The 14,409-nt window shown below is 64.8% G+C and carries 12 protein-coding genes and 1 pseudogene; 2 read left to right on the top strand and 11 right to left on the bottom strand.

The genetic code is table 11. The annotated features are described in order from the left end of the window. Positions 1 to 20 precede the first annotated feature (20 nt). The 8 genes and pseudogenes from WN72_RS20285 to WN72_RS20250 form a co-directional block, all read right to left on the bottom strand. Positions 21 to 1,169, bottom strand: a complete 1,149-nt coding sequence (locus tag WN72_RS20285) for a LuxR C-terminal-related transcriptional regulator (protein WP_092216475.1) — start codon at positions 1,167 to 1,169, stop codon at positions 21 to 23. 416 nt (positions 1,170 to 1,585) lie between these two features. After that, entirely contained in the window at positions 1,586 to 2,098 is a 513-nt protein-coding gene (locus WN72_RS20280) for a hypothetical protein (protein WP_027557343.1), read from the bottom strand. Positions 2,099 to 2,200: 102 nt separating this feature from the next. Next, on the bottom strand, positions 2,201 to 2,647 hold the full coding sequence (locus tag WN72_RS20275) for a MaoC family dehydratase (RefSeq protein WP_027557342.1): 447 nt from the start codon (positions 2,645 to 2,647) through the stop codon (positions 2,201 to 2,203). Positions 2,648 to 3,120: 473 nt separating this feature from the next. After that, positions 3,121 to 3,543, bottom strand: a complete 423-nt coding sequence (locus WN72_RS20270; RefSeq protein WP_027557341.1) for a hypothetical protein — start codon at positions 3,541 to 3,543, stop codon at positions 3,121 to 3,123. A 12-nt stretch (positions 3,544 to 3,555) separates the two neighbouring features. Then, positions 3,556 to 3,777, bottom strand: a complete 222-nt coding sequence (locus WN72_RS20265) for a hypothetical protein (RefSeq protein ID WP_007592399.1) — start codon at positions 3,775 to 3,777, stop codon at positions 3,556 to 3,558. Positions 3,778 to 3,977: 200 nt separating this feature from the next. Then, a complete protein-coding gene (locus WN72_RS20260) occupies positions 3,978 to 4,793 on the bottom strand; it encodes a lytic murein transglycosylase (protein WP_027557340.1) in 816 nt (271 codons plus the stop codon). 133 nt (positions 4,794 to 4,926) lie between these two features. Further along, positions 4,927 to 5,718, bottom strand: a pseudogene (locus WN72_RS20255) (shikimate dehydrogenase family protein); the annotation flags it as partial. 5 nt (positions 5,719 to 5,723) lie between these two features. After that, entirely contained in the window at positions 5,724 to 7,556 is a 1,833-nt protein-coding gene (locus WN72_RS20250; protein WP_092216474.1) for a flavin-containing monooxygenase, read from the bottom strand. Positions 7,557 to 7,735: 179 nt separating this feature from the next. Between WN72_RS20250 and WN72_RS20245 the strand changes: the two genes are divergently transcribed. Both WN72_RS20245 and WN72_RS20240 read left to right on the top strand, forming a co-directional pair. Next, the gene (locus WN72_RS20245) at positions 7,736 to 9,361 is read left to right on the top strand and encodes a long-chain fatty acid--CoA ligase (protein ID WP_092216473.1); all 1,626 of its coding nucleotides are present in this window, start codon (positions 7,736 to 7,738) and stop codon (positions 9,359 to 9,361) included. A gap of 55 nt (positions 9,362 to 9,416) precedes the next feature. Further along, entirely contained in the window at positions 9,417 to 10,628 is a 1,212-nt protein-coding gene (locus tag WN72_RS20240) for an acyl-CoA dehydrogenase family protein (protein WP_092216472.1), read from the top strand. A 663-nt stretch (positions 10,629 to 11,291) separates the two neighbouring features. Here WN72_RS20240 and WN72_RS20235 read toward each other — a convergent pair. From WN72_RS20235 to WN72_RS20225, 3 genes are read right to left on the bottom strand one after another with little or no spacing between them, the layout of a single operon-like run. Then, on the bottom strand, positions 11,292 to 12,158 hold the full coding sequence (locus tag WN72_RS20235) for an efflux RND transporter periplasmic adaptor subunit (protein ID WP_027557335.1): 867 nt from the start codon (positions 12,156 to 12,158) through the stop codon (positions 11,292 to 11,294). After that, complete coding sequence (locus tag WN72_RS20230) at positions 12,155 to 12,361, bottom strand: DUF1656 domain-containing protein (protein ID WP_027557334.1); 207 nt, start codon at positions 12,359 to 12,361, stop codon at positions 12,155 to 12,157. Before WN72_RS20230 ends, WN72_RS20235 begins: the two co-directional genes overlap by 4 nt. Then, positions 12,358 to 14,409, bottom strand: a complete 2,052-nt coding sequence (locus WN72_RS20225) for an FUSC family protein (protein WP_092216471.1) — start codon at positions 14,407 to 14,409, stop codon at positions 12,358 to 12,360. The genes WN72_RS20230 and WN72_RS20225 overlap by 4 nt, the downstream gene beginning before the upstream one ends.

Genomic DNA, 14,409 nt, shown 5'->3' with positions numbered 1-14,409 from the left:
GACCGACGATGTGAAATGGCTCACACGTCGCCGCTCGTGCGACGTCCGAACGGCACGGCAAAGCCCGCGGCGATCTTCACGAGATCAGCCTGCCTGCCGGCGCCGGTCTTCTCGAACAGGCGGCCGAGATGCGTCTTCACCGTCGTCTCGGCGATTCCGAGCCTTGCTGCGATGTCGGGAACGCCTCCGATCTCGATGATAGCCATCAGCACGCGCAATTCGGACGGCGTCAGCCTGAAGGCCGCCGCGATCGCCTCGGTTGCGAGCAAAGGCACCATCGAGGCCGTTTGCACGAAGAGCGCTGTCGCCGCGATATCCCGCGGCTGGTTGCGTTCGCGCTTCAGCGAAAAAGCATGGATCAAGTGATGCTGGCCATCGACCGACGTCACGAGGTCGATCCGGCGACGTCCGCTCGGTTCAGTTCCGCCATTGCTTGCGACGTCGAACAGGCCGCGGAATATTTTGTCGGTCTGGGTGTTGCGCGCGACGATCCGGTCGCCGACCATTGCGAGCAGATTGCCATCGGCGAACAGCTGCCGGCACGCCGCGTTGGCGTGGATGACGCGCCCGTCGGCGTCGAGCAGGCAGATGGCGCTGCTGAGACCGTCGAGGACATCGGCGAGGTCGTCCACGGTGTGCGAGCGCGCCCCTATCCGCCGGCCCATGAGCCTGGAACGCTGGAGATGCGGCGCAAGCAGCCGCATGCGCTCGCGCATGGTGTCGTCGACGGGGCCACGGGACCGATGGCGCAGCACCTGCAAGATCGTGGTGCGCGCGCCCGACGCGTCGAGCGTGACGGCGGCGAGATCGATCGCATCCTGGGGCTCGAGCCATTCCCGGTAGAAGCTGGTCGCCACGAAATCCGAATGAGGCATGATGTCGGTCACGCCGGCGGTCTGCCCGACGGCAAGACCGGGATGGCGATCGAGTAACGGATCGAGTTCCACGTAGCGGTCGCGATAGAGCTGACGGAAGCGAGACTCCGTGCCGAAATGCTGATGGATCTCGATCGAGAGCCCGGCCGCATCCCGCGACAGGATCGTCGCTGCGAACCCTCCGACGAATTCTGCAACCTGCTCCAGCGCGGCGCTGCGCAGCGCAGGATCAATCGCCGCATCGTAGATGTCGCCGACCAGCGACGAGAACCGGCTCGCATGGACGATGGTCATCTGCCGGACGATGCGATCAGCGCACAGCCCCGGCGACGAAGGGGGCTCGCAATTCGGGAACCGGCGGAGCGAACGGGACGGTCAGGCGCCGCCCTCGAGGAGGGAAACAGACTGCAGCGAAATGCTGGAATATCGAACATCGTCCTTGCGTAACGTCAACCGCAGGATGCGGCTTGGACGTTTTCACCAAAGACTAGGATTAATGCGAACAGCGATCGGGCTGTGTGCGATGAGTCACGCGACGCCGCGCGCAGGGTCTCGAGGCAACGATCAGGCCCCGGCGCCGTCTACATCAGCATCAACTCTGTAGGATGGGCAAAGGCGCATAGCGCCGTTCCCACGATCTCGGGCCGAATGCAAAATTGGTGGGCACGCTTGCGCTTTGCCCACCCTACGAGAGCGGCGCCTGACGCAACCTACTTCCGGTTCTCCTCGCAGAATTTCAGCGCGGCGAGCGCCTCGCCGGCCCGCGGGACCTGCATCTCGATGCTGTCGTCGTCATCGTCCTCGAAATCGAGCGTGAGGCGCTTGGCCTTCGAGAGCCGGTCCATGATCGACTGATCGTATTCGAAGATGCCGCGCACGGTGGTCTTGTCCATGACCTCCCACTTCGCCTTCTTCATGATGTCGGCATCGTCGGTGCCGACATCGGCCCGCAGGACCTCGCCGACCTTGTCCCATTCCCAGCCGTCGTAGATCATCACGATCACGATGGCCTTGTCGGAATAGGTGATGACGATGACGTAGTCGCGGTTCTCGTCGTCCTTGTCCTTGTAGCCGCGGCTCGCATTGCAATGCGTATCCTGCGTGCGCTTCTCGATGGTCCAGTCGCCGACCTTGGATTGTTGGCCAAGCACCGGGCTTGTGTTCAAGGCGGCCGCGCTCAGGACCCCTGCGAGCATTCCGGCCGCGAAAAGCAATCGTTTCATGTCAGCCTCCCAGCGTGTTCCCCGCAAGGAGATGACCATCTCTCCCGGCGGCCCGCAAGGGTCTGACGTGGCCGACCAAGGCCGATGGCGAAAGGGGTGGCCTTACGCCCGCCGCGGCACGATCGCGATCGGGGTGAAGGTGTAAACCTCCTCGCCGTTCTGGTTGAACATGGTCCATTTCACCAGCGCAATGCCTTGCGGCTTCGACTTCGAGGGCGTCAGGCTCATGACCTCGCCGACCAGATGCAGGCGGTCGTTTGGCCGCACCGGCATGGTCCAGCGCAGGCCGTCGACCCCTGCGCCGATCAGCGGATGCGGGCCGAAGGGGCGGGTCTGGATGGCAAGGTTCATGGCGATCGCGGCGGTATGCCACCCTGATGCAGCGAGGCCCTTGAACAGGGTCGCCTTGGCGGCCTCGTGGTCGAGGTGCATCGGCTGCGGATCGAACTCGGCCGCAAAGCGCTTGATGTCGGCTTCGGTGACGTGAACTTCCGGCGATTTGAACCGCATTCCGATGGTGAGATCGTCGAACCACTCGACCTGCGCCATGATTTTGCCTCGCAATATGATGTGCCGCCCGCGACAGGCGCGCGGCTGAAGGGACTGACCGGAAACGGGACATAGCGGCTCCGCGCCGCACAAGCCAGCCCGTGGGTTCCCCGCGAAACCCCTTTCCAAATGCGACGAAACACGCCTGAAACAGATGGCCGCTTAAGTGGTTGTCAAAATAAATACAGGGACGGCCACCATGCAATTCCTCATCGACCTGATCTATGACTATGCCTGCTGTCAGCACCTCGTCGCCCAGCCGCTGCGGGAGGACGAGCTATGATCGAGCTGATCTCCGCCATCCTCGCCCTTTGCAGCATCGGGGTCTTTGCAGCGCATGCGCTGGATGCCTACCGCACCACGCATTACTGACCGCCGCGCCCTCGCGGCGCTGGAGCCGACGTCGCCAAGACAACAAGCTAAACCGCAACAACCTAAAGCGCGATGACGATCTATCCTGATCTCATCGCGCTTTAGAATGGCCGCCGGTAGAAATGCTCCGAATGTGTCGCCGGCGGAAACCGGTTTGCGAGTGCGATCGCGCCCCTCTCGTCCGTCTCGAGCGCGATCTTCTGTGCCAGCATCACGTCGCCCGGCACCAGGAAGCCTGACGGGACGAAGCACCATCCCATCGTCGCGTGCCCGTCGCCGTCGATCTCGTGGACATTGGCGGCGGTGCCGTAATGGATGCGATAGGTCTTGCCGGTATCGCAGCCGGTCACATCGAAGTACCGGTGCTCCTCGAACTGCGCGCGCTGCTCCGGTGACAGCCATTCGGCCAGCAGCCGGCGACCGCGCGCGTCCGGCGTGTTCTCGCCGAAGAAGCGCCGATAGAGTTCGCGCAGCGCATGCAGACGCGCACGCGCCGGCGCGCGAAGCCAAACTGCCGCGATCATGAGCAGCTCAGATCAGCCGCCGACCAGGCGGGGATAGAACAGCGTTTCCTGCGCGGTCGGGTCGAATGATCGGATCCGGGTGACTTCGCCCGGCCCGGTCCGGAGGGCGGCGGTGAAGCCGGCTCCGGTCAGCTCCCGAAAGCGCCGTTCGGCTCGCGCCAGCGCTTCGGCATTGCCAGGATCAAACTCGTGGCGCGTATCGCCAGTCTGGTCCATCACGATCTGGGTTGCCATCGTTGAGTCTCCTCATGCCCAGCCCCGAACCTGATCAAAGCAAACGTCGTGCCGTCAGTTCCTGATGGCAACAACTTTCTCGCGTCGGCGCATCACGCCTTGCTGAGCAAGAGCCCTATCGCGCGCGGTGGACGGCGGTTCGCGCGCCAAGAAAACGCATCAAAACAGAAATCTAAAGCTCTGTTCGCACGTGGTTTTGCTCAGCGCGAGGCTGCCGCCCCGCCCTCATCGATCTGCCGGCCCATCAGCGCGATCGCCTTCTGATAGACGCCGGCGGCATTCCAGGCCTCGATGGCGGCGAAATTCGGCTCGCCCGGCTGGTAACCGGCTCCCGCCCGCCAGCCATGGGCCCGGAGGAAATTCGCAGTCGAGTTCAGCGCGTTGGCGGCAACGTCGAGATTGCCGGTGCCATAGGCCAGGATGTTCTTGGGCATGAACTGGGTCTGGCCGACCTCGCCATGCATGGAGCCGCGGGTTGCCCCCGACAGCGTGCCGCGGTCGATCAGCTTCAGCGCGGCATAGAGCTGGTCGGTGAAGAATTCGGGACGGCGGCAGTCATAGGCCAGGGTCGCGATCGAAGAGAGCATGTTCTGGTTGCCGCGCTGGCTGCCGAAGCCGGTCTCCATGCCCCAGATCGCGATCAAGGGCCCCGGCGGGACGCCATAGCGCTGCTGGATCGAGGCGAACAAGCCGGCCTGCGACTGCTTCAGCTGCCGCCCCCTGGCGACGATGGTGGTGGCGCCGCGCTTGGCGAGGAACTGGTCGAGCGACAACGAAAAGCTGCGCTGGCCGCGGTCGGCCGCAATGGTGGCGCTGGCGTAATTGGTCTGCATCAGCGCCGAGATTGCGGTCTGGCCGATGCCCTTGCCTTGCGCCTCCGCGCTGAACTCGCGCTTCCAGGCTTCGAACCCCGCCGGCGAGCTGCCGCATTGCGCGGCTTCGGCGGCCGGTGCCAGAGAAAGAAGCAGCGCAGCAGCGCCGATCATGGCCGTCGCAACGGTCCTGGCCTTGGTCATTCTCGTTCCTCTCTCTCATGCGTGCGCGACCGGCTCGCGCGAGGGGCATGATCCTACGTCGGCCCTGATCGCTCAAGCCCCACGGGGCGCGACGGATGGCTTGACACCGAAGTGAACGCCTGGCCCTAGCCGCCCTTGTGAGCAGGAAATCCACCATGATGCCCTGGTGCTGCTGGTACATGTCGGTGCCGGTCCCGGTCACGCAGCCGATCCGGCGGGCCGCCGCGATGAAGGGCGAGATCTCGGGCTTGGTGATGACGCAGCCACAATAGGAAGCCGGCGCGAGCCGCGCGACATCGGCCGGCAGGGGATCGCCCTCTTTCATCCCCGCCGGTGTCGCATTGGCGACAAAATCGAAGCCCGCGGGATTGCTGGTGCCGACCCGCACCGGCGCCTTGCCGAGGGCATTGAGCCGGCCGATCAGCGCATCGCGGCGTTCGGCCGCGCTATCGTGAATGGCAAGCTCGCGCACGCCGGCCTCGACCAGCTCGAGTGCGATCGCCGAACCCGCGCCGCCGGCGCCGACGAGCAGCGCGCGCATGCCCGCCGGGTTGATCCCCTTCGCCCGTGCCGCGCCGACGAAGCCGAGGCCGTCCACCATGTCGCCATGCCACGCGCCATCAGCGCGGCGACGCATCAGGTTCACGGTGCGCAGGAAATGCGCGCGCTCGGTCGCGCTGGCGCAGGCCTCATAGCAGCCGAATTTGTGCGGGATGGTCACGACGATGCCGTCGAGATTCTTCAGCCGCGTTGCGACCGAGAGGAAGTCGGGCAAATCGCCTGGGGTGACCTGAACCGGCATCAGGATGCCGTCATGCCCGCGTGCGGCGAAGGCGGCGCTCACGCCTTCGGGCGAGCGCACCTGCGCGATGGGATCGCCGACGATGACGTAGAGCCGCGTGGCGCCTGTCGGAGCCGGGATCATGCCGCTCAAGCCGCGACCTCGGATGTCAATTCCAGCCCGTCCAGATTGCCCTCCTTGCGCCATTTCTCGAGCAGCCGCAGGAACGCCACCGGCCCGCGCCAATATTGACTGTTTCGCGCCGCGATCGGATCGAACACGCCTTCGTTGTTGTAATAGCCGGGCGTGCATTCGGCGAGATAAGTCTGGCGCCCGAGCGCGGCCTTGACGACCTCCCCGACCCAGGCGTTCTCGGCCGCCAGCGTCGGCTCCAGCGTGCGCGCCTTGCGCTTGCGCGCTTCGGCGATGACATAGGCGATGTGCTGCGACTGCTCGTCGATGATGTGCGGGAAGTTGGCGCTCTGGCCGGCCTGCACCGTGACGATCAGGAAGCAGTTCGGAAAGCCGCGGCTGTAGAAGCCGTGCAAGGTCTTGACGCCGTCGCGCCAGCGCTCGGACAGGCTGATGCCGTCGCGGCCGTAGACCTCGAAGCCCATGCGGCGCGCGTAATCGGTGCCGACCTCGAAACCGCTGGCATAGATCAGGCAATCGAGCTCATAGGCCTTGCCATCGACAACGACGGCATTCTCGGTGATGCGCTCGACGCCCTGCCCCCTGGTGTCGATCAGATGCACATTGGGACGATTAAAAGTGTCGAGATATTCGTCATGGAAGCATGGCCGCTTGCAGAACGCCTTGTACCAGGGCTTTAGCGCCGCGGCGGCCGCCTCGTCCTTCACGATCGCATCGACGCGCGCGCGGATCTCCTCCATCTTGCGATAGTCGGCCTGCTCGATGACCTTGAGCGCCTCCTCCAGCGAGGTCACCGGCTGCGGCTGGCGGCGCGGCGCCAGCAGGATCTCGCCAAGGAGACCCGTCCAGCCGTCCTGCACCAGATCCCGCTCGAACGGCTCGCCCGAGATCACCGCGGTGAAATTGTCCATGCGCTCGCGCTGCCAGCCGGGCTTGAGGCCCTGCGCCCAGCTCTGATCGGTCGGCCGGTCGTCGCGCACGCCGATCGCCGATGGCGTGCGCTGGAAGACGTAGAGCTCCTTTGCCGAGCGGCCGAGATGCGGCACGCATTGCACGGCGGTGGCGCCGGTGCCGATGATGCCGACGCGCTTGTCGGCCAGACCGCTCAGGTCTCCCTCGGCGGTGCCGCCGGTATATCCATAATCCCAGCGGCTGGTGTGGAAGCTGTGGCCCCTGAAGGTCTCGATGCCCGGAATGCCCGGCAGCTTCGGGCGGCTCAGCGGGCCGCCGGCCAGAATGACGAAGCGCGCGCGGATGCGGTCGCCGCGATCGGTCTCGACCAGCCAGCGCGCCTCCTGCTCCTGCCATTCCATCCGCGAGATCACGGTCTGAAACAGCGCGCGCTCATAAAGCCCGAAGTGTCGGCCGATGCGGCGGGAGTGCTCGTAGATCTCGGGCGCCCGCGCATATTTGCGCACCGGCATGTAGCCGGTCTCTTCCAGCAGCGGCAGATAGATGTAGCTCTCGGTGTCGCAGGCCGCACCCGGATAGCGATTCCAGTACCAGGTGCCGCCGAAATCGGCGGCCTTTTCCACCATGCGAAAATCATCGATGCCGGCCGCACGCAGACGCGCGCCGCACAAGAGACCACCGAAGCCACCGCCGACGATCAGAACTTCGGTTTGTTCGCTGACAGGCGCGCGCGCAAAACCGGGATCGGCCCAGGGATCGTCGAGATAGCGGCCGAACTCGCCTGTCACCTCGACATACTGCGCCTTGCCTTCGCTGCGCAGACGGCGGTCGCGCTCGTCGCGATAGCGCGCACGAAGTGCGGAAATGTCTACCGTAGACTCGCCGGCTGTACCGGTCTTGTGTCTTTCCGCTGACATTGATCTCCTCCACGGCGGCTGCTGCTTCGCCGGCAGCGCGCATCACTTAGCCCTGAAAAAGTGACGCACGCAATCACGTCCCTCGTTTTTTGCGTGAACGCCGCGTGACGTTCCGCTAACTTTGCAGCACAAATCACAAGCCTATGCCATGCAACGACATGGCACTCCGGAGGGAAACGATGCAGGGATTGATGATGGACATGCCGCTGCTGATCAGCGGCCTGATCCAGTACGCCGCCGACTATCACGGCGAAGCCGAGATCGTCGCGCGCGAGATCGAGGGCGACATCCATCGCTATACCTATGCGGACGCGCATCCGCGCATCAAGCGCATGGCACTGGCGCTCGAGCGGCTCGGCATGAAGCAAGGCGACCGCGTCGGCACGCTGGCCTGGAATACCCACCGGCATTTCGAGATGTTCTATGCCGCGCCGGGGATGGGCTATGTGCTGCACACCGTCAACCCGCGGCTGTTTCCCGAGCAGCTCGTCTACATCATCAATCACGCCGAGGACCGGCTGCTGTTCATCGACCGCGCCACGCTGCCGATTGTCGAGGCGATCGCGCCGCAGCTGACGACCATCGAGGCCTATGTGGTGATGTCCTCGCGCGAGCGCATGCCGGAGACGAAGCTCGCCAACGTGCATTGCTACGAGGGTCTGCTGGGACAAGAGAACGAGGCCGGCTTCGCCTGGCCGGAGTTCGACGAAAAATCCGCCTCCACCATCTGTTACACATCAGGGACGACGGGCAATCCGAAGGGCGTGATCTATTCGCACCGCGCCGCGATCCTGCAGACCATGACCTGCTGCAGTCTCGACTTTTTGCCGGGCCATGTCGAAGGCGTGCGCGAAGTCATGATGCCGATGGCGCCGCTGTTCCACGGCAATGGCTGGAACATGCCGTTCACTGCGCCTTACACGGGCTCCAAGCTGGTGCTGCCCGGCCGCAACTACGAGCCCGACAAGCTCTATGAATTGCTCGAAGGCGAGAAGGTCACGCTGTCCGCAGGCGTGCCGAGCTTCTGGCTGATCCTGCTCGACTGGCTCGGCCGCACCGGCAGCAAATTCTCCACCTTGCGCGCGACGCTGTCGTCCGGCTCGGCGCCGCCGCGCGCGATGGTCGAGAAGCTCAAGCGCGAGTACAACGTCGACTACATCCAGGCCTGGGGCATGACCGAGGCGCTGGGTTGCTCGATGCCGGGCTTGCGGCCGGGCTCGGAGCATCTCGGCGACAAGGAGAAGTTCGACCGCCGCCAGGTCTCGGGCCGCGCCTGCTTCGGCACGTCCTTGCGCATCGTTGACGATGCCGGCAATGAGCTGCCCCGCGACGGCAAGACCGTCGGCCATTTGCGCGCACGCGGTCCCTGGGTCGCCTCCGGCTACATGAAGCTCGACGAAGGCCTCGACCGCGACGGCTGGCTGATCACGGGCGACATGGCCGTGATCGACCCGCAGGGCCACGTCACGCTGACGGACCGCTCCAAGGACGTGATCAAGTCCGGCGGCGAGTGGATCTCCTCGATCCAGCTCGAGGACATCGCCCTGTCGCATCCCGACGTGCTGCAAGCGGCCGTGGTCGCGATCGCACATGAGAAATGGCAGGAGCGCCCCCTGCTCCTCGTCGTCCGCAAGAAGGGCGCGACCGTCGACGGCAAGATGCTGCTCGACCACATGCGCCCGAAGATCGCGAGCTGGTGGCTGCCCGACGCCGTCGAATTCCTGGACGAATTCCCGATGACGGGCACCGGCAAGGTGCTGAAATCGGCGCTGCGCGAAAAGTTCAAAGAGTATCAGGTCGCCTGACGCGACCTACAATTGCGCCGCACGCTGCGCCGTCCATCGATCAAGGAGACCTAAAATGCTCTACCCGATGTCGCCCAAAGTCGTCGAGCTCAAGCGCAAGCTCGAAAGCTTCATGGACCGCCACATCTACCCGAACGAGGAGCGGTTCTATCGCGAGGCCGAAGAGCTTGGGCCGTGGAAGGTCTATCCCGTCGTCGAGGAGCTGAAGCCGCTGGCGCGTGCGGAAGGCCTCTGGAATCTATTCCTGCCGGAATCGCGCCACGGCGCGGGTCTGACCAATCTCGAATATGCCCCGCTCTGCGAAGTCATGGGCCGCTCGCATCTCGCGCCCGAAGTGTTCAACTGCTCGGCGCCCGACACCGGCAACATGGAGGTGCTGGAGCGCTACGGCAGCGAGAAGGACAAGGAGCGCTGGCTGAAGCCATTGCTATCAGGCGAAATCCGCTCCTGCTTCGCCATGACCGAGCCAGCGGTCGCCTCGTCCGATGCGACCAACATCGAGAGCTCGATCGTGCGCGACGGCGACCATTACGTCATCAATGGCCGCAAATGGTACACCACCAATGCGACCGACCCGCGCTGCAAGATCTGCATCTTCATGGGCAAGACCGATCCTGACAATCCGGATCGCCACAAGCAGCAATCCATGATCCTGGTGCCGATGGACACGCCCGGCATCGACGTGAAACGGCCCCTGCCCGTGTTCGGCTTCTACGGCGTGCCCGACCGGGCCTCCGAGGTCGTCTTCACCAATGTCCGCGTGCCCAAGGACAACATGCTGCTCGGCGAAGGCCGCGGTTTCGAGATCGCGCAGGGCCGGCTCGGCCCCGGCCGCATCCATCACTGCATGCGGCTGATTGGCCTTGCCGAACGCACGCTGGAGAAGACGTGCCGCCGCGTGCGCAGTCGTGTGGCCTTCGGCAAGCCGGTCTCGGAGCAGACGGTGACGCAGGAGCGCATCGCCGAAGCGCGCATCATGATCGAGCAGGCCCGGCTGCTGACGCTCAACGCCGCCTATGCGATGGACACCGTCGGCAACAAGGTCGCGAAGGCAGAGATCGCGATGATCAAGGTCGCGGTGCCTAACATGGCCTGTCAGATCATCGACTGGGCGATCCAGGCCCATGGCGGCGGCGGCACGTCGAACGATTTCGGCCTGACGCAAGCCTATGCGACCGCGCGCCTGCTGCGGCTTGCGGATGGGCCGGACGAGGTGCACCGGAACCAGATCGCAAGGTTCGAGCTGAAGAAATATTCGAACGCGTAAGCCGACGCTGGCGCGTCGATACCAGAGAATGCGCTAGAGGATCGTCGTCTAGTCGAATCTTGGCGGCTCCTGGATGGGCGAAGATACGTTCTGATTCGAAATCGCTTCGAGCATCGCTCCGAAAATGATGATCGGCAGATAGAACGCGAGCATGATTGTATTCCTCCTGCTGTGACAACTTGGGCCCGTAAGGCCAGGTTCCTCAAATTTGACGCTCGCCCGCCTCGGAACATTGTCGGTGCTTACCAAGCTACCGACGAACCCGAGTCGCAGGCCGGATCAAGAGCGCATCGCGTCAATCGCATGGGCGATCAGAACGACTGCGCTTGCGGCAATGAGAAACACAAACAACCAGCTCACGTCCGCCTCCGATCCCGGAAGTGAACGCGTTCATCCGTGCACAGTCAAAAACCATCGGTCTGGAACCGCTATTCTGCAGCTCGCTGATGCTTCGCCGCAACAATTGCATCTGCTATCGGCGCTATCGGCAGAACGCCAAAAGGAGCAACGTGCCGACGACACAGGCTGCTAGGATTAAAAACCAAACGCCCATGCAGTCTCCCCGACTCAACACACGCGAGTCAGGATTAGCCTTACGATTTGGGATTGAAATGCTTGTTGCCGGTTTTCCCCAGGGCCAAGCGCGATCATCTGCGCGCGCCGTTAGTCCAATACCTCCACCGTCGCCGAGCGGCCAGCTACCAGCGACAAGGCCTCAGGCACCGGATCGAGCGCAATCCGCACCGGGACGCGCTGGGCCAGACGCACCCAGCTGAAGGTGGGATTGACGTTTGCGAGCAGGCTCGCGCCCTCCGCGCGGTCGCGGTCTTCGATGCCGGCCGCGATGCTCTCGACGTGGCCGGTCAGCGTGGCCTTCTCGCCCATCAGGCGGACCTGCACCTTGTCGCCGACGCGGATGCGCGCGAGTTTTGTCTCTTCGAAATAACCTTCGACATGCAGCGTGTCGGTGTCGACCAGGGCCATCACACCCTTCCCGGCCGTGACGTAGGCGCCGGGGCGCAGGTCCATGTTGGTGATGACGCCGTTCACGGAGGCGTGGACCTCGCTGCGGTCGAGGTTGAGCTGCGCCACCGCACGGTCGGCGACAGCCTGATCGAACGCCGCCTTGGCCTGGAGCTGGGTGGCGAGCACCTGCTCCTGCTTCTGCTGCGAAACGGCGTCGGTCGTCAGGGTGCTGTAGCGCTTCAAATCGGCATTGGCCTGGTCGAGCGTGGCCTGATGACCGGCGACCGACGCATCGGCCTGCCGCAGCGCCAGCGCGAAGCGCTCGCGGTCGATCCGGAACAGCACGTCGCCGCGACGGACCTTCTGGTTGTCCTTGACCAGCACCTCGGTCACGAAGCCGGAGACATCAGGCGCTACCTGCACCACGTCGGCGCGGACGCGGCCGTCGCGGGTCCAGGGCGACTCCATATAGTAGACCCAGAGCTCGCGGCCGACGGCGAGCGCGGCGACGAGGACGATGACGGTGAGCGCGAGGCGACCAAGCCCAGCAAGATTTCCTTTCATGACAGATACTCCGAGAGATAGACGACGCCGCCGAGAAGGCAGACGAAAATCGCGAAATCGAACAGCGCGCGGTGCCACACCAGCCGGTACAGGTCGAAGCGCTGCATGAGGCGGCGCTGCACCGCACTCAGCACATAGGCGACGATGATCCACAGCAGCAACGCCGGCACCAGCACGCCGTAGATGTCGATCACATATCTCATGCCGCAACACTCTCGCCTGCACGCGGCCGATAGGCCGACGCGTCCGGAAACAGCCCGCGGCGGATGCCGACGAGGCCGATCAAGGCGTCCTCGCGGGCGCTGTCGTTGGGATCCTTGACGGCCTGGGCCAGCGCCAGGTCGACATGCCGCAACAACTTTGCAGGCATCCCCCCGCCGGCGTAGCTGCGGCAGGCGGCAGCAAGCTGGTCGAGCATGTCGTCGATGACCGAGACGGTCGATATCGCGAGACCATAGCGGGCGCGACGAAGATCGATGATGTTCAGCCCGATGCGGAGCTGGACCAGGCTGTCGGTGTCGCGGCGATCGCTCTCGGAGAGGAAGGCGATGCGCTGCACCAGCAAGCCAAGACGGTGCAGCATCAGGCCGGCGAATTCGGCGCGGTCGCGCTTGCCGCGGCGCTCGGCGGCAATTGCGATCGTTTTCCAGCTCGACAGCACCAGGCGGTTGGCGATCCACTCCGCGCCGACCCCGCGCGCAATCCGCGTCACGATCTCGGCGATGACGACCCCAATGAAGAAGGCGACGGCCGAGTTGGCGTAGGAGGCGAAATCCGCGCTGTAGGTCGACTGGATCGCAAGCAGGGTCGCGGTGTTGGCCGCGAGCGCCATGCCGGTTCCGGCGGTGGCGGGACGGCCGATCAGGAAGCCGTAGAGCAGGAACGTCGGCGCCAGCGCGAAGATCAGGACCTCGAGATGGGAGATCGCGGGCACGATCGCGAACAGATAGATCGCGACGACGACGATGGCGACCAGCGACCACAGGCCGAAGCTACGGATGAAGCGTGCGGGCTCGTCCTGCGCGGCAAAGAACGAGCAGGCGACCGCCGCCATCATCGGCGCCGATGCGCCGTCGGGCCAGCCGGTGCCGATCCAGAACGCGCAGCAGATCAGGATCGCCGTGGCAGCACCTGCCGCCGACCACAGCGCGAGGCCGCGGTCCCTGTGGCGCACGGGCGCAGCGCCCGCCTCCGAATGAAAGGCGAGATCGAGCGTCGAAACATTGCGGCCATCGGCAATCGCCCCGGTCAGCGCGCGGCAATCGAGCGAGAGGTCGACCAGCTCGCGCAGCCGCAACAACAGGCTGGTGGTGATGATCCGCTCCCAGGAGGCGCTGTCATCAAGCACCGCCTGCCGCTCCGCGATCATGGCGCGGATGCGTTCCGCCGGCTGGCGCGCGCCGACGTCGCTCATGATCCATTGCGCGAGATCCTCCAGCAGGCGCTTCAGCTCGGGCTGCCGGCGCAACGCCTCCTCGCCCAGCGCCGCCAGCCGATCCTCCAGCGAGGCGATCACCGGCAGCAGCATCAGCATGCGCAGCCGGATTTCACCAAGGCCGGTCACGGCATTGCGATCGGTCAGCAGGTCATAGGCGAGATGCGTGGAGAGCGTGTCGATCTCGACGATGTCGGTCGCGAGCTTGAGACGCTTGCCCCGGCGCGTTTCGCTCGTTCCCTGCCGCAGCAGCACCGCCTGGCTCAGGCGTTGCGCATCCGACAGCCAGGTGTCGACCCGATAGGCAACGGCCGGCGCGACGCTGCGCGGGAAGACGATGGTGGAGACGAGGCTGGCGCAGATGATGCCGAGCGAAATCTCCTCGACCCGCGCCACGGCGATGTCGAAGATGGCGCCGGGCTCGGAGACCGAGGGAAAGCCGATCAAGGCGACCGTGTATCCGGCCAGCATGAAGACGTAGCTGCGCGGCGTGCCGTCGAGCAGCGAGAGGTAAAGGCAGAGTCCAACCCAGAGCGCGATCGCGAGGCACAGCAGTTCCGGCGCATCGATCAGGTTCGGCACCAGCGCCACCGTCATGGTCGCGCCGACCAGCGTGCCGATCACGCGGAAGAAGGCCTTCGAGCTGGTCGCACCCGCGAGCGGCTGCGAGGTGATGTAGACCGTCGCCATTGCCCAATAGGGCCGCGGCAGATCCATGGCCAGCGCGATGACGAGCGCCAGCATCGACGCGGCGAACGTCTTCAAAGCAAAAATCAGGTCCGCGTGGCGGACCAGGAACGGCTCATCTGCGCGCAT

The sequence above is a fragment of the Bradyrhizobium arachidis genome (assembly GCF_015291705.1).
Classification (GTDB): Bacteria; Pseudomonadota; Alphaproteobacteria; order Rhizobiales; family Xanthobacteraceae; genus Bradyrhizobium; species Bradyrhizobium arachidis.
The sequence above is the reverse complement of the archived record's forward strand: the minus strand, read 5'-3'. Positions and strand labels throughout refer to the sequence as shown.